The organism is Nocardia sp. NPDC003269, from assembly GCF_042888005.1.
Classification (GTDB): domain Bacteria; phylum Actinomycetota; class Actinomycetes; order Mycobacteriales; family Mycobacteriaceae; genus Nocardia.
Genome location: NZ_JBIAPA010000004.1, coordinates 79,042 through 98,888, shown reverse-complemented (window position 1 = coordinate 98,888; position 19,847 = coordinate 79,042). Strand labels below are relative to the sequence as shown.

At 68.0% G+C, this 19,847-nt stretch carries 21 protein-coding genes and 1 tRNA gene; 12 read left to right on the top strand and 10 right to left on the bottom strand.

The genetic code is table 11. The annotated features are described in order from the left end of the window. Positions 1-171: 171 nt before the first annotated feature. From ACFYWJ_RS28660 to ACFYWJ_RS28650, 3 genes are all read left to right on the top strand, one after another. A complete protein-coding gene (locus ACFYWJ_RS28660) occupies positions 172-978 on the top strand; it encodes a methyltransferase domain-containing protein (RefSeq protein WP_355279035.1) in 807 nt (268 codons plus the stop codon). Between the two features lie 153 nt (positions 979-1,131). Then, positions 1,132-1,692 carry an RNA polymerase sigma factor gene (locus tag ACFYWJ_RS28655; RefSeq protein WP_355279037.1) on the top strand — a complete coding sequence of 187 codons (561 nt, stop codon included), beginning with the start codon at positions 1,132-1,134 and terminating at the stop codon, positions 1,690-1,692. Then, the gene (locus tag ACFYWJ_RS28650; RefSeq protein WP_355279040.1) at positions 1,682-1,951 is read left to right on the top strand and encodes a hypothetical protein; all 270 of its coding nucleotides are present in this window, start codon (positions 1,682-1,684) and stop codon (positions 1,949-1,951) included. The genes ACFYWJ_RS28655 and ACFYWJ_RS28650 overlap by 11 nt, the downstream gene beginning before the upstream one ends. 73 nt (positions 1,952-2,024) lie before the next feature. Here the strand turns inward: ACFYWJ_RS28650 and ACFYWJ_RS28645 are convergent, their stop codons facing one another. From ACFYWJ_RS28645 to ACFYWJ_RS28635, 3 genes are all read right to left on the bottom strand, one after another. Continuing rightward, on the bottom strand, positions 2,025-2,657 hold the full coding sequence (locus ACFYWJ_RS28645; protein WP_355279042.1) for a histidine phosphatase family protein: 633 nt from the start codon (positions 2,655-2,657) through the stop codon (positions 2,025-2,027). A gap of 228 nt (positions 2,658-2,885) precedes the next feature. Continuing rightward, positions 2,886-3,377, bottom strand: coding sequence for a hypothetical protein (locus ACFYWJ_RS28640; protein WP_355279045.1), 492 nt, complete (start codon positions 3,375-3,377; stop codon positions 2,886-2,888). A gap of 4 nt (positions 3,378-3,381) precedes the next feature. Further along, positions 3,382-4,257 (bottom strand): alpha/beta hydrolase, encoded by an 876-nt coding sequence (locus tag ACFYWJ_RS28635; RefSeq protein WP_355279048.1) that lies wholly within the window; start codon positions 4,255-4,257, stop codon positions 3,382-3,384. 190 nt (positions 4,258-4,447) lie between these two features. On the opposite strand from ACFYWJ_RS28635, the gene ACFYWJ_RS28630 reads away from it, so the two are divergent. Beyond that, positions 4,448-5,086: a TetR family transcriptional regulator gene (locus tag ACFYWJ_RS28630; RefSeq protein ID WP_355279050.1), complete on the top strand. Its 639-nt coding sequence runs from the start codon at positions 4,448-4,450 to the stop codon at positions 5,084-5,086. Between the two features lie 75 nt (positions 5,087-5,161). Here ACFYWJ_RS28630 and ACFYWJ_RS28625 read toward each other — a convergent pair whose 3' ends face one another. From ACFYWJ_RS28625 to ACFYWJ_RS28605, 5 genes are all read right to left on the bottom strand, one after another. Next, positions 5,162-5,674 carry a hypothetical protein gene (locus ACFYWJ_RS28625; protein WP_355279051.1) on the bottom strand — a complete coding sequence of 171 codons (513 nt, stop codon included), beginning with the start codon at positions 5,672-5,674 and terminating at the stop codon, positions 5,162-5,164. Positions 5,675-5,769: 95 nt separating this feature from the next. Beyond that, a tRNA-Val gene (locus ACFYWJ_RS28620) sits at positions 5,770-5,841 on the bottom strand. A 32-nt stretch (positions 5,842-5,873) separates the two neighbouring features. Next, positions 5,874-6,338: a peroxiredoxin gene (locus ACFYWJ_RS28615; RefSeq protein WP_218718893.1), complete on the bottom strand. Its 465-nt coding sequence runs from the start codon at positions 6,336-6,338 to the stop codon at positions 5,874-5,876. A gap of 73 nt (positions 6,339-6,411) precedes the next feature. Further along, the gene (locus ACFYWJ_RS28610) at positions 6,412-6,834 is read right to left on the bottom strand and encodes a DUF3052 domain-containing protein (protein ID WP_189033190.1); all 423 of its coding nucleotides are present in this window, start codon (positions 6,832-6,834) and stop codon (positions 6,412-6,414) included. Positions 6,835-6,951: 117 nt separating this feature from the next. Then, the gene (locus ACFYWJ_RS28605; RefSeq protein ID WP_355279054.1) at positions 6,952-7,509 is read right to left on the bottom strand and encodes a hypothetical protein; all 558 of its coding nucleotides are present in this window, start codon (positions 7,507-7,509) and stop codon (positions 6,952-6,954) included. Positions 7,510-7,954: 445 nt separating this feature from the next. Here ACFYWJ_RS28605 and aceE point away from each other — a divergent pair, with 445 nt between their 5' ends. The 6 genes from aceE to ACFYWJ_RS28575 all read left to right on the top strand — a co-directional run bounded on the left by aceE (position 7,955) and on the right by ACFYWJ_RS28575 (position 16,327). Further along, a complete protein-coding gene (aceE, locus tag ACFYWJ_RS28600; protein ID WP_387163122.1) occupies positions 7,955-10,738 on the top strand; it encodes a pyruvate dehydrogenase (acetyl-transferring), homodimeric type in 2,784 nt (927 codons plus the stop codon). A gap of 14 nt (positions 10,739-10,752) precedes the next feature. Next, the gene (locus ACFYWJ_RS28595; protein WP_387163053.1) at positions 10,753-12,084 is read left to right on the top strand and encodes a PucR family transcriptional regulator; all 1,332 of its coding nucleotides are present in this window, start codon (positions 10,753-10,755) and stop codon (positions 12,082-12,084) included. 127 nt (positions 12,085-12,211) lie between these two features. Continuing rightward, positions 12,212-13,126: an ACP S-malonyltransferase gene (locus ACFYWJ_RS28590; RefSeq protein WP_355279059.1), complete on the top strand. Its 915-nt coding sequence runs from the start codon at positions 12,212-12,214 to the stop codon at positions 13,124-13,126. A gap of 80 nt (positions 13,127-13,206) precedes the next feature. Beyond that, a complete protein-coding gene (acpM, locus tag ACFYWJ_RS28585; RefSeq protein ID WP_019046010.1) occupies positions 13,207-13,506 on the top strand; it encodes a meromycolate extension acyl carrier protein AcpM in 300 nt (99 codons plus the stop codon). A 10-nt stretch (positions 13,507-13,516) separates the two neighbouring features. Next, a complete protein-coding gene (locus ACFYWJ_RS28580) occupies positions 13,517-14,767 on the top strand; it encodes a KasA/KasB family beta-ketoacyl-ACP synthase (RefSeq protein ID WP_218718888.1) in 1,251 nt (416 codons plus the stop codon). Between the two features lie 129 nt (positions 14,768-14,896). Further along, positions 14,897-16,327 (top strand): carboxyl transferase domain-containing protein, encoded by a 1,431-nt coding sequence (locus ACFYWJ_RS28575; protein WP_355279063.1) that lies wholly within the window; start codon positions 14,897-14,899, stop codon positions 16,325-16,327. Positions 16,328-16,401: 74 nt separating this feature from the next. On the opposite strand, the gene ACFYWJ_RS28570 is transcribed toward ACFYWJ_RS28575, so the two are convergent. After that, positions 16,402-16,848, bottom strand: a complete 447-nt coding sequence (locus ACFYWJ_RS28570; protein WP_355279064.1) for a DUF4279 domain-containing protein — start codon at positions 16,846-16,848, stop codon at positions 16,402-16,404. A gap of 133 nt (positions 16,849-16,981) precedes the next feature. Here ACFYWJ_RS28570 and ACFYWJ_RS28565 point away from each other — a divergent pair, with 133 nt between their 5' ends. After that, positions 16,982-17,317: a hypothetical protein gene (locus tag ACFYWJ_RS28565; RefSeq protein ID WP_355279067.1), complete on the top strand. Its 336-nt coding sequence runs from the start codon at positions 16,982-16,984 to the stop codon at positions 17,315-17,317. A gap of 206 nt (positions 17,318-17,523) precedes the next feature. Next, positions 17,524-19,068, top strand: coding sequence for a hypothetical protein (locus tag ACFYWJ_RS28560; RefSeq protein WP_355279069.1), 1,545 nt, complete (start codon positions 17,524-17,526; stop codon positions 19,066-19,068). Here ACFYWJ_RS28560 and ACFYWJ_RS28555 read toward each other — a convergent pair. Further along, positions 19,021-19,836, bottom strand: a complete 816-nt coding sequence (locus ACFYWJ_RS28555) for a GNAT family N-acetyltransferase (protein WP_355279071.1) — start codon at positions 19,834-19,836, stop codon at positions 19,021-19,023. The two genes, ACFYWJ_RS28560 and ACFYWJ_RS28555, sit on opposite strands and share 48 nt — an antisense overlap. Positions 19,837-19,847 lie beyond the last annotated feature (11 nt).

Sequence of the window (19,847 nt, the reverse complement as noted above, 5' to 3'; positions counted from 1 at the left end):
CAACGACGGAATCTCTTCCTCGACCTGTGGCGCGCCGAACACGAGCCTGTTCGCGCTGCCGATCCGACGCTCTACGCTGGAGCGGGGGGACTCGGTGGCGGTCGCGCCGGTGACGGCGGATCGGGCGCACGGCGTCCTGTGCGATGTCCGGTCGAGCGTTGAGGGGATCCGGTGACAGAACCAGAGGACAAGCCTGCCGAGGTGTTCGACTACGACGCCGAGCTGCGCCTGCACAATGCCCATTTCCGGGCCGCGGCGCGGGTACGCGTCCACGACCGGGTGCTCGATATCGGGTGCGGCGCCGGGCAGACCACGCGGGAAGCTGCGCGTGCCGCCGCGGAGGGCACCGTGGTCGGCGTCGACGTGTCGGAGCGGATGCTCGCGCACGCCCGGCGGCTCAGCGCCGACGAGGGCCTGGCCAATGTGAGTTTTCAGCTGGCGGACGCTCAGACGCATCCGTTCCCGCCGGGGTACTTCGACGTGGGCATCAGCAGATTCGGCTCGATGTTCTTCGCCGACCCGGTGGCCGCGTTCACCAATATCGGTCGCGCGCTGCGCCCCTCGGGGCGGCTGGTGCTGCTGGTGTGGCAGGGCCGCGAGCGCAACGAGTGGACCTCGGTGATCCGTGAGACCCTCACGACGGAGGCGGCGATCGCCGGGGACGGTCCCGGGGCATTCGCGCTCGCCGATCCGGCCGTCACCGAAGGCATCCTGGCGGCCGCCGGATTCACCGATATCGCCTTCACCGAGGTCGACGAACCGGTCTACTACGGCAGGGACAGCGCCGCCGCCTTCGACAATGTGCTGCGGCTGGTGGAGTTCCGCGACATCATCGCCGGTCTGGGGCCCGCGGGCGCCGAGGCGGCGCGGGCGCGGCTGCGGGCACTGCTCGACGCGCATCACACCGGTGACGGCGTGTACTTCGACTCGCGCGCGTGGATCGTCACCGCTCGCCGACCCCCGCGATCGGGTGTCTGAACCCTTTTCCGCGGCCGGTGCCTCTTATCCATGTCCCGACGACAATGTCGGGAACGGAAACGGAGGTTGCTGTGCTCATCGGAATCGGAATCGTCGTCGGGCTGATGGCGCTGTGCACGTGCATGGTCGTCGTGCGGCGCAAACGAGCCGGACGTGGCTGAGGCGAGCTGGCCCGATCATCAGCTGATCGTCGCCGCGCAGGGTGGTGATGTCGATTCGATCGCCGCGCTGGTGTCGGGCTCGCACCCCACCATCCAGCGCTTCGCCCGATCGCTGTGCGCCACACCGGAAGACGCGGAGGACGCGGCGCAGGAGGCGCTGATCATCCTGTATCGCAAGATCGGGATGCTGCGGGCCTCCGGGGCGCTCGCGTCGTGGATGTTCCGCATCGTGCGCAACGAGTGCCTGCGGCGCGCGCGGCTCGGCCTGCGGGATCGCCCGCCGGTGCCGCCGATCGCGGCGGCCGCGTCGGCCGAGGACGAGGTCTTGCAGCGCCTCGAAGCGGGCAGGGTCGCGGCCGCGGTCGCCGCCCTGCCCGTCGACCAGCGCCGCGTGCTGATCATGCGCGACATCCAGGGCTACAGCGGCCGCATGGTCGCCGACACCCTCGGCCTCAGCACCGCCGCGATGAAATCCCGCCTGCACCGTGCCCGCGCTGCCGTGCGCGACACCCTGCACACCGACCCGGTTCCAGGAGAACACGATGACACCTGACGCCCCCGACTACGCGAGCTCATCCCTCCCCATCCACCTACTGCGCGGCGCCCTGGGCTTCCTCGCCCTGACCGGCTCCGTCGCCCTCATCCCCCTCACCGGCCTGCTCAGCCTCCTGCTCCTGCCCGTCGGCCTGTTCGCTCTGCGCGGCTGCCCGACCTGCTGGGCCATCGGCCTGATGCAAACCCTCTCCCGAGGAAAACTCCAGCGCACCTGCGAAGACGGCGTCTGCACCCTGACCGTCGCCGACCGCGTGTAGTTCACGGCTGACGCAGCGTGCCCCACGAAATCACCGTGGGGCACCCTGCTGGCAGGCAGCTACGACGACCTGTTCAGCGAGAGCCGAGGTGGCTGGTGTCGTTGAGGGTGTGGAGTTGGCGGTTGTGGAAGTAGTCGTCTTCGCGGAGTTCGGTGATGCCGCCGGAGGTGGCGTGGAAGTGGGCGTAGTCGGCGGCGTCGAGGGGCATGCGGATCCAGGCGGCGATGACGAAAGTCAGTGCGCCGCCGTGGGTGACGATGATCTGGTGGCGGCAGTCGCTGCGGAGGATGTCGTCGAGGGCGGGGTAGATGCGGTGGGCGAGCGCGGCTTTGGTTTCGGCGCCGGGGATGCCCTCGTCGTGGGTCATGCGGTCGCCGACGGGTGGGGGTGGGCGGAAGCGGTCGTCGAGCCAGCGCTGGGGGCGGCCACCGGCGTCGCCGTAGGACTTCTCGCGCAGCCGGTCGTCCAGTGTCGCAACGACTCCCAGTCGCGCGGCGATGGCATCGGCGGTCTGGACGGTCCGCCGAAGATCCGAGGAGTACAGCTCGACCTCGGTGTCCTCGGGAATCCGCGCGCGGACGGCGGCGGCGATCGCTTCCGCGTCCCGCAACCCGGCGGGGGTGAGTGCGGAGTCGTACCAGCCGCCCACCAGACGGTCGACGTGATGCGTCGCTTCCGGATGCGTGACGACGTAGACAGTGCGCACGGTGCATCCTTCTCGTGGGAGCCGATCGGCACGGACCAGATAACGCTGTGGATAGGCGCAGCGAACCCCCGACCGCTGGTGTGTAAGACCGCGCAGGCTCTTCGCCCGGTTTCCTTTCTACTCCAACGACTGAGGTCACGGCCACTATCCGGCCGAGTCACATCGTTCGAACCGCGAAGGGCGCCGGAATCTCATGGTTCCGGCGCCGTTCGTCGTTCTCATGCCGGTTCAGTTGAGAGGGACCGGGTGGTCGAGCAGGCGCAGGACGGGGTCGATGCAGGTGGGAGCGTCGGCGAGGGCGTGGCTGGTGAACTCGATGATGGCCAGTTCGTGACGGACGACGTAGTCGAAAAACGCTGCCTCGGCGGTGTTTTCGTAGTGGCGGGCAAGGCGATGAAAGGCGGGCAGGTAGCGGGTGGTCGTTTCGCGGACCGCGCGCAGTTGCAGCCCGTAGGGCATCAGGTGCAAACCGCTGCCACCGATGCGGCCGAGGGTGTCGGCCATGGCATTGGTCGATGGAATAGCCAGATCGGCGCGCTCGAGGAAGGCGCTGACGCCGGCCTGGGTCCGGATCTCCAACTCGTGCAGGGCTTGCCAGCCGGCGCGGCGGCGGGCGGACGAGGCATGATCGGCGGCCGCGGCGAAGAAGGACGAGCCGAGATCTTCCGATTCGACGAGTCGGTGCAGATCGGCGGCGATGCGGGTGGGGATCGTGGTCATGAGTTCACCTGGATTCTGTGTCGGTAGAGAGGAATTCGGTGACGAGCAGATTGAATTCGTCGGGCTTTTCGAGCATCGGCAGGTGTCCGGCACCGGAGAGGATTTCCACCTGCTGCACCGCCGGGTTGTCGGCGGCGAAGCCTCGCAGGTCGGCCGCGGGGGCGATCCGGTCGAGCTCGCCGCCGATCAGCAGTGTCGGACGGGTGAGTGTCAGCGAGGAGGTGAAGTCGTAACCGAATCCCTGTCGCAACGTCGACAGGGTGCCTGGACCGCCCACACCGGCGAGGAAGTGGCCGAACGTCTCCTGGGAGATGTCGTCCGGACGCGGAACATACGGCGCCAGCGCCAGTTTTCGCGCCCACGGGGTTCGGACGATCAGTTCCTGGATCGAGGACGGCAGCGGTAGCCCCGCGGTCGCCGCTTCGACCAGGAAGTTCACCAGCCCGGGGTCGCGGCGCAGGGTGGTGATCGGCGCGTCGAACAGTGCCAGCACCGAGGTGATCGGGCCACCGGCCAACACGATTCGGTCCACCGTGTGGGGAAGTCTGGCCGCGACCTCGCACGCCACCAGAGTGCCCATCGAATGCCCGACCACATCGATCCGCTCGACCCCGCACCGTTCCCGCAGTGCGTCGACCACCGCCACGGCGTTACCCATGCTCGACACCTGCGGCTTCTCCGAATCGCCGAATCCCGGCAGGTCGACCGCGAGGACGCGGTGCGTGCGCGCCAGCGCCGGGATCGTCGCGGCCCAGTGCCGCCGGCACCCGCCCAGTCCATGGATGAGGACACACACGCGTTCACCGGCACCGGCCTGCACGTAAGCGACTCGGCGCCCGTCGACGACGACATCGTGCCGTATCGGCTCCGGTCGGCTCACGGATTCGACGCTGACTGTGGAGTTTCTGCCCACCCTGGCTCCCGCCTCGCACTGTCGGTAGTCCGGAGTTCGTCCCACCGTGCTGAATGCCACTTGCTGCCTGAAAGTGACTTTCAGAGACTAGCGCCGCTTTAGGAAGTTGTGCAAGTCACTGTCAGTCGTCGGCAATGGGCTCGCGTATCGTTTCGGGGTGCCCGATCCCGTCCGTCAATCGCAACCGCCCGGCCTGCTCGAGCGCCGCAAGATTCAGGCGATGCTGGAAATCCAGGACGTCGCCCTGGGATTGTTTGAGTCCGACGGCTACCGCAAGGTGTCGGTGGAGCAGGTCGCCGCAGCGGCTGGGGTCTCGGCGAGCACGATCTACCGCTACTTCGGCACCAAGGAACAACTGGTTGTCTGGGACCACGTCGACACCCAGGCCCTCACCCTGCTGACCGCAGGCACCGACGTCGTCACGACGGCCGAGCTACTGGCCGCGGTCACCGCCGTCGCGCCGATGGTCATTGCGGCCCTTGCGCATTCGGGTGAAGAGCAACGTATCCGGCGCCGAGTCCGACTGATGACGTCCGAACCCGAAGTCCGCACCGGCGAGCTGCAACAGATCCACCGCCTGGAGCACCAGATCCAGCACCTGCTGACCCAGCGGCTCGGACGCGACGACATCGACCTGACCATCCGCTACGCCGCCGCCCAGGCTGCCTGGGGGTACCTCGCCGCCGTCGACCACTGGGCGGCAACCGAATTCACCGAACCCCTGACCGATGTCCTCCAGCGCACCACCGACCTGATGGTCGAAGCTGTCGGCGCCGTACTGAACACCCCCGGCTGACCGGTACACAGCCGGCCGGGCACCCCTCCGACCTGCGAGCTACCTGGATGGTCGTACGCCGAGCTCACCGGTCGATCAGGGGAGGCCAGGACCGTTCGGCAGGCCGGCGGCAGCACGCGCTTCGGACGGACTGCGGTTACCGTCCATCCAGGACAGGAGGACGCCCGCCGCTGATTCGAACGCCTCGGTGAACGACGCGGCGGTACCGACCAGCCACGCCTGCGAGCGAACGTAGTGTGTGCCGTGTTCGCGCTCGCACCAGCAGGCAACCCCGATCAGAACCTCCACACTCATACGTGGCTGTTCTTCGCGAACCACACTCAACTCGTATTCGAGCCAGTCCCCCGGAGCGTCGTTCACGATCCCGGTGCCGAAAATGACCAGCTGAACGCGATCCGGGGGCGGATCGGCCCGCACGTTGTCCGGAAACCAGTCCCATCCAGATCGCCTCAACGGTGACTGGATTTCGTCGATGCGAGATGCGGCGCGACCGATCCGGGCGGCCTCTTCAGCCGAAAGGCCGGGAAGTACCGCACCCAGATCGATGCGTTCGAACGGCCGGTCCCCCATGGGTGTCAGCGTATCCATGGAGAGTGAATCCCGCAGTGCTCCAGCAGCATCCGGCCTGCTGAGTCCGCTGCGCGCCAGGTGGCCTCTTCTGACGTGACCTGCATCTTCTCAGGTGGGCGCAGAGGGGATCGAACCCCCGACCGCTGGTGTGTAAAACCAGTGCTCTACCGCTGAGCTATACGCCCTGGCACCGCCGGCGGGAACCGGCGGTGACGGTTTATGAATCTAGCGCGGCGAGCGCTTTCTCCCAAGCCGCCTGGTCACGGGCCTCTCCGGGCCCGTTCATCTCGGCGAAAGTGATGTAGCCGGACTTGTCGACGACGAAGGTGCCGCGGTTGGGGTAACCGGACTTCTCGTTGAAGACGTCGTAGGCCTGGGTGACCGCGCCGTGCGGCCAGAAATCGGACAGCAGGGGGAACAGGTAGCCCTGTTCGGCGGCCCAGATCTTGTGGGTGGGCGGGGGGCCGACGGAGATCGCGAGGATCTCGGCGTCGTCGTTCTGGAACTTGGGCAGTTCGTCACGCACCTTGCACAGCTCACCCTGGCAGATGCCGGTGAAGGCGAGCGGATAGAACACCAGCAGGACGTTCTTCTTGCCGCGGTAATCCGACAGCGAGACCGGCTGGTTGTTCTGGTCCTTGAGCGTGAAGTCCGGCGCGAGAGTGCCAACCTCTAGCGGCATACAGCGAATCCTCCGTCGTGTCGGGTCTCAGCCGAGCGTTCTCGTCCGGCTGAGACCTTAGCGAACGGCGGATTCAGCGCTGTTTGGACGGTGCCTTCGGCTGGACCAGGCGCGAGCCCGTCCAGCTGCCGAGACTGATGGTCGAGGTCTGGGTCAGGCCGGCCGTGGGCGCGGCTTCGGCGATCTCGCTCGGATCGACATGGCCCGATTGACCGGTCTTGGGGGTGAGGACCCAGATGAAGCCTTCGTCGGCCAGCGGGCCGATGGCGTCCATCAGCTCGTCGGCCAGATCGCCATCACCTTCTCGCCACCACAACAGGACGGCGTCCACGACCTCGTCGGAGTCCTCGTCGACCATCTCGCCGCCGCTGACCTCCTCGATCTCGGCGCGCAAATCGTCGTCGGTGTCCTCGTCCCAGCCCAATTCCTGAACGACCAAGCCGTGAGAAATGCCAAGCTTCTGAGCGTAGTTCTGCGCGTCCGCCGCGGCGACCACGGTGGTGTCCTCCCTAAACTGCCGACAGTAGATACGTGCAAGCGAACATGGTTATCGGCCGCAGCGCAAGCCGATCGGATGAATTGGGACCGTATGCCGCGTGTCGGCGGGGCGAATTCAGCGGCTCGGGCAGGCGTCGTGGACCGCGGTGCGGGCCTGGTTGATCTTGCGGCTGGCGTCGTTGAGCCGGGTCACCTGGGAGCTGTAGGTCATCTTCCTGGTCTCGGCGGACAGCTCGCGCGCGGCCACGACATAGGCGGTGAACTTCTCGGCGAGATCGGCGGGCAGCGCCCCCGCCGCCGCGGTGACGCCGGTCTCGACCTTGGTCGCGGCGTTGTCGAGGGTGGTAGCCGCGGCCTCGCGCTTGTCGGCGTAGTCGGGGGCGTTGCGGTCGTGCGCGGTGACGAACTCGTTGAAGGCGGTGACGCCCGCGCCGGTGGTGGTGGGGAACTGGGTGCAGTTGTCGCTGATCGCCTTGGTCTGCGCGGCGGCGGCCTTGGACGCGGCGGCGGCCGAGGCGGACGCGGCGGCGGAGGTCTGGTAGGCGGCGACCTCGGCGGGGTCGGTGGTCGCGGTGCCGGGCACCTGCTCGGCGCAGCCGGCCACGACCATGCCCGCGGTCACGGCGACAGTGGCACAGACCAGCCCGAGCCGGCGCACGTCCAGCAGCCTCATCGTTCCCCGATCCCTCTCGCTCGGTTGCTTCCCCTGCAGAACTTAGTCGAATCCGCGGACGCGTGGATCGGCGCTGCTCCGGGACTTCCGTTCGGTTCGGAATCCATAGGGAAGTGATATGAATGAGGCAGCAGGGGCCGCTGGGGGAGCGGCAGGCCGTGGTCCAGCGAAATACCGGGCAGTACCTGCTCGGGAGGGATGCCCCGGGCAGCCTTTTCGGTAAGGATGAAAGGTGCGCCCGAAACTTTCGTGACGGGTGGCCCGCACACCAAGCGGGCAGGCCCGGGGATAGCGACGCCAACAAGCAGTTCAGCCCCCAGTACGAGGAGCAGATTTGACCGACCTGATCCACTCTGTATCAGCGAATTCCGCGAACGACCCCGCCGCGGCGGCACCCGCCGCAGGCGCCGAGTCCGCCACCAGACCTACCGGTGAGCGGGTTCGGGTGATCCGCGAGGGAGTGGCGTCGTATCTTCCGGATATCGACCCCGAGGAGACCAGCGAATGGCTGGAATCCTTCGACGACATGCTCGACCGCGAAGGTCCGGGCCGTGCCCGGTACCTGATGCTGCGACTGCTCGAGCGCGCAGGCGAGCGTCGCGTCTCGATCCCCGCGCTCACCTCCACCGACTACGTCAACACCATCCCCACCGAGAACGAGCCCTGGTTCCCCGGTGACGAGGAGGTCGAGCGCCGCTACCGCGCCTGGATCCGGTGGAACGCCGCGATCATGGTGCACCGCGCGCAGCGCCCCGGCATCGGCGTCGGCGGCCACATCTCGACCTACGCGTCCTCGGCGGCGCTCTACGAGGTGGGCTTCAACCACTTCTTCCGCGGCAAGGACCATCCCGGCGGCGGCGACCACATCTACATCCAGGGCCACGCCTCGCCCGGCATCTACGCGCGCGCCTTCATGGAGGGCCGCCTGAGCACCGACCGGCTCGACGGCTTCCGGCAGGAGTACAGCCACGGCGGACCGGGCCACGGCCTGCCGTCCTACCCGCACCCGCGGTTGATGCCGGACTTCTGGGAGTTCCCGACGGTGTCGATGGGCCTTGGCCCGATGAACGCCATCTACCAGGCGCGGTTCAACCACTACCTGCACGACCGCGGCATCAAGGACACCTCCGACCAGCACGTCTGGGCGTTCCTCGGCGACGGCGAGATGGACGAACCGGAGTCGCGCGGCCTGATCCAGGTGGCCGCCAACGAGGCGCTCGACAACCTGACCTTCGTGATCAACTGCAACCTGCAGCGGCTCGACGGTCCGGTGCGCGGCAACGGCAAGATCATCCAGGAGCTGGAGTCGTTCTTCCGCGGCGCGGGCTGGAACGTCATCAAGGTGGTCTGGGGCCGCGAGTGGGACGCGCTGCTGGGCGCCGACCGCGACGGCGCGCTGGTGAACCTGATGAACACCACCCCCGACGGCGACTTCCAGACCTACAAGGCCAACGACGGCGCGTACGTGCGCGACCACTTCTTCGGCCGCGACCCGCGCACCAAGGCGCTGGTCCAGAACATGTCCGACAGCGACATCTGGAACCTCAAGCGCGGCGGCCACGACTACCGCAAGGTCTACGCGGCCTACGCGGCGGCGATGGCGCACAAGGGCCAGCCGACGGTGATCCTGGCCAAGACGATCAAGGGTTACACCCTCGGCAAGCACTTCGAGGGCCGCAATGCCACCCACCAGATGAAGAAGCTGGCGCTGCAGGACCTCAAGGACTTCCGTGATCTGCAGCGCATCCCGATCACGGACGCCGAGCTGGAGAAGGATCCGTACCTGCCGCCGTACTACCACCCCGGCATGGACAACCCGGCCATCCAGTACATGCTGAGCAGGCGTCAGTCGCTCGGTGGGTTCGTGCCGGAGCGGCGCACGGCGCCCAAGCCGCTGACCCTGCCCGGCGACGAGGCCTACCGCTCGGTCCGCAAGGGCTCGGGCAAGCAGAAGGTCGCGACCACCATGGCGCTGGTGCGCCTGGTCAAGGAGCTGCTGCGGGACAAGGAGATCGGCAAGCGGATCGTGCCGATCATCCCCGACGAGGCCCGCACCTTCGGTATGGACTCGTGGTTCCCGACGCTGAAGATCTACAACCGCAACGGCCAGCTCTACACCTCGGTCGACGCGGAGCTGATGCTCGCCTACAAGGAGAGCACCGTCGGCCAGATCATGCACGAGGGCATCAACGAGGCCGGTTCCACCGCGACCTTCACCGCGGCGGGCACCTCCTACGCCACCCACGGCGAGCCGATGATCCCGCTCTACATCTTCTATTCGATGTTCGGCTTCCAGCGCACCGGCGACAGCTTCTGGGCCGCCGCCGATCAGCTGGCGCGCGGTTTCGTCCTCGGCGCCACCGCGGGCCGCACCACGCTCACCGGCGAGGGTCTGCAGCACAACGACGGCCAGTCGCTGCTGCTCGCCTCGACCAACCCGGCCGTGGTGACCTACGACCCGGCGTTCTCCTTCGAGATCGCGCACATCATGCGCGACGGCCTGCGCCGGATGTACGGCGGCGCGACGCCGGAGACCAGCCCGCTGCCGGGCACGAATCCGCCGGAGACCGGCGCCTTCGCCGGGGAGAACATCTTCTACTACATCACCCTGTACAACGAGCCCTACCAGCAGCCCGCCGAGCCGGACGACCTCGACGTGGCCGGTCTGCTCAAGGGTCTCTACCTGTACCAGCGCGGTGGTGAGGGCAGCATCCGCGCCCAGATCCTGGTCTCGGGCGTGACCGTCCCCGACGGTCTGCGCGCCCAGGAGATCCTGGCGCAGGAGTGGGGCGTTGCCGCCGACGTGTGGTCGGTGACCTCGTTCGGCGAACTGCGCAGGGAGGCGCTGGACAAGGAGATCCAGGCGCTCAAGCACCCCGACACCGATCCGGGCGTGCCCTACGTCACCCAGGCGCTCGCGCAGACGCAGGGCCCGGTCGTGGCCGCCACGGACTGGATGCGCGCGGTCTCCGATCAGATCCGGCAGTGGGTGCCGGGCGACTACATCACCCTGGGCACCGACGGGTTCGGTTTCTCCGACACCCGCCCGGCCGCGCGCCGGGTGTTCAACGTCGACGCGCAGTCGATCGTGGTCGCGGTGCTCGAGGGCCTGGTCAAGGACGGCACGCTCGACAAGGCGAAGGCGGTGGAAGCGGCGGCGAAATACCGCATCGACGACGTCTCCGCCGCGCCCAAGCCCAGTGCGGACGCGGGCGAGGAACTCGCGTAGCGGACTATTGGACTGTGGAGCGCAAACCGCCGCGGCCCCGTCGGATCACCGAGGGCACCAGCGAACACGAGGTCTATCTGCCGACCGGGGCACTGTCCCCGAATCGGCAGACCCGTGATCCGCTGCCCGACACGCTGCTCAAGCGGGTCAAGCAGTTCTCGGGCCGGCTGTCCACCGAGGCGGTGGGGTCGATGCAGGATCGGCTGCCGTTCTTCGCCGATCTGGACGCCGCGCAGCGTGCGGGCGTCCAGATGCTGGTGCAGACGGCGGTCGTGAACTTCCTGGAGTGGTTGCAGGATCCCGATTCCGACATCCGCTTCAGCCTGGACGCGTTCCAGGTGATTCCGCAGGATCTGGCGCGGCGGCTGACGCTGCGCCAGACCGTGGACATGGTGCGGGTGGCCATGGACTTCTTCGAGCAGTGGCTGCCTGCCCTGGCGCGCAACGACCGGCAGCTGGTCGCGCTCACCGAGGCGGTGCTGCGATACGGGCGTGAGCTCGGTTTCGCGGCCGCCTCGGTGTACGCCAGCGCCGCGGAGTCGCGCGGCGCGTGGGACACCCGCCTGGAGGCGCTGGTGGTCGACGCGGTGGTCCGCGGCGACACCGGTCCCGACATGCTCTCCCGCGCGGCCACGTTGAACTGGGACGCCACCGCGCCCGCCACCGTGCTCGTCGGCACCCCACCGGCGGATCAGGGTGTCTCGACGGTCGGCGCGGTGCACACCATCGCAACCAGGCACGGCAGGGCCGCGCTGGCGGTCGTGCAGGGCGCGCGGCTGGTGATGGTCGTCAGCGGGCATCTCGGCGACGCCGGGATCGCCTCGCCGTTCCTGGCCGATCTGCTGGCCGACGTCTTCTCCGACGGCCCGGTGGTGATCGGCCCGACCATGCGCACCCTTGGCGCGGCGCACGCCAGCGCGATCGAGGCGCTGGCCGGGATGGAGGCCGTGGTGGGCTGGCGTGGCGCGCCAAGGCCCGTTCACGCCTCGGAATTGCTGCCCGAACGCGCCCTGCTGGGCGATAGAGCTGCGATAGAGGCGCTGAACGAGTATCTTGTGCTCCCGTTGGCTGCTGCCGGATCTTCGTTGTCCGACACACTCGACGCCTATCTGGATTGTGGTGGAGCAGTAGAAACGTGCGCGCGTCAGCTGTACGTCCATCCAAATACCGTTCGGTACCGTCTCAAACGAATCGGCGAGATCACCGGACGTGATCCCATGAATCCCCGAGACGCTTATGTGCTCCGAATCGCGGCGACAGTGGGCCGTTTGACACGAACGCATAACGAATCATCACCCCCCGTCACAGAAACCCCGCCTACCTCAGTGGGCTACGAGCCCCTGTAACGAGATCGGCGAATCGGTCGATCGGGACACCCCACCTCGGATTTTGTGGGACCCCTACAAAACCCGTTCGAAAGCTTCATTCGCGCCGACATCTCGTGCGGCGGGGGTCACAGTGTTTTCTTAGGGAGTGATCGCGTTGTTCACCCCTGGACAGGGGTCCCAGACACCCGGCATGCTCGCGCCCTGGCTCGCCCTCCCCGGTGCGACCGACCGCCTCGAGCTGTGGTCGAAGGCCGCAGGCCTCGACCTGGTCCGTCTCGGTACCACCGCGACGGCCGAGGAGATCGTCGACACGGCGGTGACCCAGCCGCTCGTCGTCGCGTCCGCACTGCTCGCGTTCGCCGAAATCGCCCCCGAGGCGATCCCGGCGGATACCATCGTCGCCGGACACTCGGTCGGCGAATTCGCCGCGGCCGCTGTCGCCGGCGTCATCACCGCCGACGAGGCGGTCACCCTGGCCGCCATCCGCGGCCGGGAGATGGCCAAGGCGTGTGCGCTGGAGCCGACCGGTATGTCCGCTGTGCTCGGTGGTGACGAAGCCACCGTGCTCGCACGGCTCGCCGAGCTCGACCTCGTCCCGGCCAACCGCAACGCGGTCGGCCAGATCGTGGCGGCGGGTCGCCTGGAAGCTCTGGCGGAGCTCGCCGCGAACCCGCCGGAGAAGGCACGGGTCCGCGCATTGCCCGTCGCCGGTGCGTTCCACACCGTTTTCATGGCCCCGGCCCAGGCTGCTGTCGCCGATGCCATCGCTCAGATCTCGCCGAGCGACCCGATCCGGACGCTGCTGTCGAACTTCGACGGCAAGCCGGTCACCTCGGGCGCCGACGCGATCGATAAGCTCGCCGCCCAGGTCACTCGCCCCGTGCGCTGGGACCTGTGCACCGAGACCGTCCGCGAGGCGGGCGTCTCCGCTGTGGCCGAGCTGCCGCCGGCGGGCACCCTCGTCGGTATCGCCAAGCGGGAGCTCAAGGGCACGCCCAACCTGGCCCTGAAGACTCCGGAAGACCTCCCCGCGTTGGTCGAACTGACCATCTCCGGCTAGCTTTCCCCCCGGCGGTCGCGCACGACGAGGTGCCGGCCGTACAGACCCCTACAAATGAGAACAAGAAGGGAGCCACCAAAGTGGCCGCTCTGACCCAGGAACAGATCGTCGAAGAACTCGGCAAGATCATCGAAGAGGTTACGGGTATCGAACCCTCCGAGGTGACCATCGAGAAGTCCTTCGTCGACGACCTGGACATCGACTCGCTGTCCATGGTCGAGATCGCTGTGCAGACCGAGGACAAGTACGGCGTCAAGATCCCCGACGAGGATCTGGCCAGCCTGAAGACCGTGGGTGACGCTGTCTCCTACATCCAGAAGCTCGAGGCGGAGAACTCCGACGCCGCCGCGGAGCTCAAGGCCAAGTTCGACGCCGAGTAGGGCTGAACCAGTGACCACTCCTTCCACCTTGAACGGGAATTTCCCCAACGTCGTCGTCACCAGCATGGCGGCGACCACGTCGATCGCGGGTGATGTCGATGCGACGTGGAAGGGACTCCTCAACGGTGAGAGCGGAATCGACGTTCTCGAGGATTCCTTCATCGAGGAATACGACCTGCCGGTGCGTATCGGCGGTCACCTGAAAGTCAGCCCCGACACCCTCCTGAGCCGGGTCGAGATCCGCCGTATGGCGTATGTCGAGCGCCTGGCGACCGTCCTCGGTCGCGAGGTGTGGAAGAACGCGGGCAGCCCGGAGGTCGACCCCGACCGCCTGGGCGTCGCGATCGGCACCGGTCTCGGTGGTGGCGACGCGCTGATCGACTCGGTCGACAAGCTGAAGAACGGCGGCTACCGCAAGATCTCGCCGCTGGCTGTTCAGATGGTCATGCCGAACGGTCCGTCGGCCGTCGTCGGTCTCGAGCTGAAGGCCAGGGCGGGAGTGGTCACTCCGGTCTCGGCGTGCTCGTCGGGTTCGGAGGCCATCGCCAACGCGTGGCGGATGATCGTGATGGGTGACGCCGACATCGTCGTCACCGGTGGCGTCGAGGGCTTCATCGACTCGGTGCCGATCGCCGCGTTCTCCATGATGCGGGCGATGAGTACTCGCAACGACGATCCGAAGGGCGCCTCGCGTCCGTTCGACAAGGATCGTGACGGCTTCGTCTTCGGCGAAGCGGGCGCGCTCATGGTCATCGAGACCGAGGAGCACGCGAAGGCTCGCGGTGCCACCATCCACGCTCGACTGCTGGGTGCAGGCATCACGTCCGACGGCTTCCACCTGGTCGCTCCCGATCCCGCGGGCACCGGTGCGGCCAGGGCGATGACCCGCGCGATCCAGACCGCCGGTCTGACCAAGCAGGACATCACCCACATCAACGCCCACGCGACCGCGACCCCCATCGGCGACACCGCCGAGGCCAACGCGATCAACCTGGCCGTGGGTAACCACGCTTCGGTGTACGCGCCGAAGTCGGCACTGGGCCACTCGATCGGCGCCGTCGGTGCCCTCGAGTCCGTGCTCACCGTGCTCGCCATCAGGGACGGCGTCGTTCCGCCGACGCTGAACCTGGACAACCAGGATCCGGAGATCGACCTCGACGTGGTGCACGGGCAGGCCCGGCACCAGGAAATCGAGTACGCGATCAACAACTCCTTCGGTTTCGGTGGGCACAACGTCGCGCTCGCCTTCGGTCGGGCTTAGCCGCACCGATCGACTGCATTCACGATCCCCGGTGGGGTCGCGCCAACTGAATGGTTCGACCCCACCGGCGGTTCGCCATACGCAGCCGCCGTAGCGGCAACTCTTCTTCGAAGGCAGGAGACGAACGCGATGACCATCATTGCTCCCGCGTTTCACGACACGACGACCGATCCGCGCGACCCGCTCGGCCGACTGCAGCGGTTCTTCGATCCCGGCACGGTGCTGCCCCTGCACCCGCGGGACAAGTCCGGTGTGCTGGCCGCGATCGGCGAGGTCGACGGTGTGCGCACCGTGGCCTACTGCTCGGACGCCACCGTCATGGGCGGGGCGATGGGCGTCGAGGGATGCAAGCACATCGTCGACGCGATCGACACCGCCATCGATTCCGGCCTCCCGGTCGTCGGCCTGTGGCACTCCGGTGGCGCCCGCCTGGCCGAGGGCGTCGAGGCCCTGCACGCGGTAGGCCTGGTCTTCGAGGCCATGGTCCGCGCGTCCGGCCTGGTTCCCCAGATTTCCGTGGTCCTCGGCTTCGCCGCCGGAGGCGCCGCGTACGGTCCCGCGCTCACCGACATCGTCATCATGGCGCCCGAGGGCCGCGTCTTCGTCACCGGTCCCGACGTGGTGCGTTCGGTGACCGGCGAGAACGTCGACATGGAGACCCTCGGTGGTCCCACCACACACTTCAAGAAGTCGGGCGTGTGCCACATCGCCGCCGACGACGAGGCCGATGCCATGCATCGCGCTCGTCGGCTGGTCTCGATGTTCGCCGAGCAGGGCGAATTCGACCAGGCCGTCGCCGAGCACGGTGACGTCGACCTGAAGGCGATGCTGCCCGCCTCGGCCAAGCGCGCCTACGACGTGAAGCCGATCATCCACGAGCTGCTCGACAACGTCGACGGCGAATCCTCGTTCGAGGAACTGCAGGGTGGCTACGCCCGCAGCATGGTCGTCGGCCTGGGTCGCCTCGGTGGCCGCACCGTCGGCGTGCTCGCCAACAACCCGCTGCGCCTTGGCGGCTGCCTGAACTCCGAGAGCGCCGAGAAGGCATCGCGGTTCGTGCGCCTGTGCGACGCGTTCGGCATCCCGCTGATCGTGGTCACCGACGTGCCCGGCTACCTGCCCGGCGTCGGTCAGGAACTCGAGGGTGTCGTCCGCCGCGGTGCGAAGCTGCTGCACGCCTTCGCCGAGGCCCGCGTCCCCCGCGTCACCCTGGTGACCCGCAAGATCTACGGCGGCGCCTACATCGCGATGAACGCCCGCTCCCTCGGCGCCACCGCCGTCTACGCCTGGCCCGGTTCCGAAGTCGCCGTCATGGGCGCCAAGGCCGCGGTCGGCATCCTGCACAAGAAGGCACTCGCGGCCGCCCCCGAGGAGGAGCGCGAAGCCCTCCACGAGCGTCTGACCGCCGAGCACGAGCAGATCGCGGGCGGCGTCGAACGCGCCGTCGCCATCGGCGTCGTCGACGAGGTCATCGACCCCGCCAAGACCCGCAGCATTATCGCCGCGGCCCTGGCCTCGGCCCCGGCCCGCAAGAGCCACCACAAGAACATCCCGCTCTGACCGCAGCGCGGTAGTCGTACCGGCCGTCGTCGTTTCCCGGAAAGGGAAGTGGCGGCGGCCGTTTCGCGTGCGCCTCAGTTGTACTCGTCGACATCGAGCTCCGCTCCGGTCGCTACCAGGAACTCGAGTACAGCTGTCGTGAGGTGCCAACCCAGTGGACGTGGCCACTTGTGAACATCGGCCCAACTCGTACCTCCGGGCGCACCGTGAACGCCGTCGGGGTCGTCGTAGTGGCGCACGACCTGCATGCGCGCCTCGACGTCGGGACGGTCGAGCAGCGAGAGCAGTTGGGGGCGGATCGGTGTCAGCCGGTCGATGAGGTATTCGATCTGTTCGTCGATACTCTCGGTGCTGTGCCGGGTGACCTGCCAGCTGTGGGACCGGGGAATGCGATGCTCCGCGGACTTGCTGCCAAGCACCCGGATCTCGTCGGGCGCCATGCCCAGGTACGCGGTCATGTCGACCGCCGTCATCGTCGCGCTGTACAGCGCGAAATAGGAATATTGGCGGATCTTGATCACCGCGAGATCCCACCACGCGGGTGGGCCGTTGCCGAGCGATTATTCGTGGGTACGGGTTCGGCGGGCGGAAACTCGGGTGCGGTGTGGCGGACCGATCCGTAGCCTGACCTCGATACGGAGGGATGGGGGAGCGGTGGTTCGGCGGAGTCCGCAGGAGAAGAAGGCGCTCAGTTACGCGAAGGATCGGCGGAACTGGTACGGCGAGAACGACAAGAGTTCGCGGAAGAACATTCCGCGCGCCAAGCGCAGACGGAATCGGGTCGACCGGCGCCGCGAAGGCGTCGTTGCCAGGGCGACCGGGCCGGTGGATCTGGTTGCGGCCGAACAGTGTGAGGCCGAACTGTGGTCGGTCCGGCCGGGGAAAGGCTACTGGCGGAAATGGCCGGACGCGCCTCTGAGCGTTGTGGTGGCGGCCAGGCTGCGACGGCGGTCGCGGCTGAACGCGGTGGCGAGCCAGGCAGATGTGTGAGCACTGGTGTTCGCGGGTGGGGTCGGTTACGGTGTGGCCGTGAATAATTCTCGTGGAAAGGGCGCCCTGCGCCCCTGCCGGTGAAGCCCGGCGCGTGGCTGGTCCCCGATGACGACCAGACCACGTATCTCGCTCATGCGCTCGCACTCGCCGCCGTGCACGGTCCGGGACCGTGGCCGCGGGAGGGACATCCGTATCCGGATGAGGTGCCCGATGAGCGGCAGATTCTGAGTTCTACTGTTCTCGACGGTATCCAGACGCATCACTTCGCGAACGAGACCGCGCCCGCGGCCGAGATCGTGGCGGCGGTGCGGGTGCTCGTCGAGGAGCCCGATGACGCCGCGATGGTGGCATTGCACGACGCGCTCGCCGAACAGCGCGCGCTCGCCGTGGCCGACGACCTGTGTCGCGAATTGCGTTCCGCCGCACTGCCCGCCGAGCGGGTGCGGTCGGTGGCCCGGCAGTTGACCGATCTGGGGACACGCCGCAACGCGGTGGCGCTCGGCATCGTGATGCTCGGGGTGGTCGGTGACAGCCGGGACCGGGAGGTCCTGCTGACCCTGGGCGCACTGGGTGATCTGACCCTGTACGCGGCGGTGGCGCTATCCAATTCGCAGCCGGATCGCGATCGCGCGGTGTTCGAGCTGGCCCGCCGGGTCGACGGCTGGGGACGGATCCACGCCGTGGAGCGCCTGGCCCGCACCGGTGATCCGGAGGTCAAGGCGTGGCTGCTGCGGGACGGTTTCCGCAATGGGGTGATGAACGAATACCTCGCGCATCTCGCCGCGACCACCGGTGATCTGCGGGCCGCGCTCGCCGAATCCGTCGTCGACGACGCACTTCTCGACGGCGCGGCCGAGATTCTCGACGCGCTCTCGGGCATCGGAGGCCCGGCCGCGGACATCCGGCAGTACCCGGACGCGCTGCCGGTTCTGGCGCGGTTCGCCGAGCTGCTGGGCGCCGCGGAACCCACACTGAGCCGCATCTCGGCCGTCCAGTCGATCCGAAACCTGCTGCGGGAACCGCCCGCCGAGGTGGACTGGCCATCGGCTGAAACGACCCGATTGGCCGAGGTCTGCGCGGCATTGCTCGCGCGTCCCGACTGGGCCGAGTACGTGACCGCGCGGCTTGCCGACCCGCACGGTCCCTTCGGGTTCAACAGGGCGCTGCGGTTGTCGAATGCCGTCGGAATCGATGCGTACGCACAGGCCGTGGCGCACCTCGGCGACGATGCCCGCAACGGGTACGTGTGGGCGTGGGTCGCGCAGCGAACCCCGGACGACGACGTGGCCCGCATCGCCGAACTCGCCCGAGCGCTGCTCCCGCTCGACGAGATCGCGTGCGGTCCAGGGGCCGGGGTGATCCGATGGGGTGAAGAAGGCATCAGCGACAGCATTCTCGAATCCGTGCTGTCGATGCTGGGTCGCGCCACGCCGGGTACCGGGGAACCGTTGGTGCTGGCCGCGTTACGTGGCTATCCCGTGCGGCTGCGTCGCGCGGCGATCGGTGTCCTGACCTCCTGGTACGACCACGAGCTGCCGACCGAGATCGCCGGTCGGGTGGCGGTGGCCGCCGACGTCGAACCCAATGACGATCTCCGTGCGCAGCTCATCGGGTTCCTCCGCGCATCGGGGGAATCGTCGCCCTGCTGTGCGCCGGACGGGCACCCCGCGCACCCGATGAGCGCACAGGGTGACGGCCGGTCAACCCTCGGCACGGAAACCATCGGGGGCGTGCAGGATTCGAGCTGATCCAGCACGCTGTGCGCGATGGAGCGCAGGATGGTCGAGCCGGACGCACAACTGAGCGCCCAGCTCGCGAAAACCCAGTGCCCGGGCGACAGCTCGGGACTGGGGGACTCGCGCGCGCCATTGCGGGAACAGGCCGGCCGCCAAGGCGTGCGCCACCGCGGCCGACGCGATTGCCCGGGCGAGTCCCCGCCCCCGGTGTGCGGGCGCGGTGAGGATGCTCAGGTGAGCAGTGCGCATCGGCCACGCTTCGTATCCCGCTGCGGCGACGACCTTTTCGCCGGACCGGAGGACGAACGCGGGCGAGGTGAGCGCGTCCAGACCTGCCTCGGCCGCGTCCTCGTGGCCCGCTTCGGACTCGAGTGCGCGCAGGTCGCGGTGGTCGGCGGGAAGGTGCTCGATCGGTTGGGCAACAGGTAGCGGCTGGAAGCTGAGCTGGTCGACGTAGGCGAGTGCGGCGGGACCGATGGTCTCGGCTATGGGCAGGACTGTGCCGAGCTGAGCCGGATCGGTGAGGTGGTCGATCGACACTCGCGCGAGCGCGGTGCGAACCTCCTCCGCTGTACGGGAATCAGGCACCGTGACGACGGCTTGCCCGCCCAGGACGACGATGCCGATCCAGCCGGGCGGGCAGGTGGATGCGTGGGGCGAGACCACCACGCTCACCTCGCCGTCCGCTCCGAAGGCCCCCGGCGCCGCCGCGAGGTCTTCCCACAGCAGACGCGCCTTCGTCAGCACCGAGTCCGTCGACACCGCTTCATTCTGCGGCATGTACGGAAGAT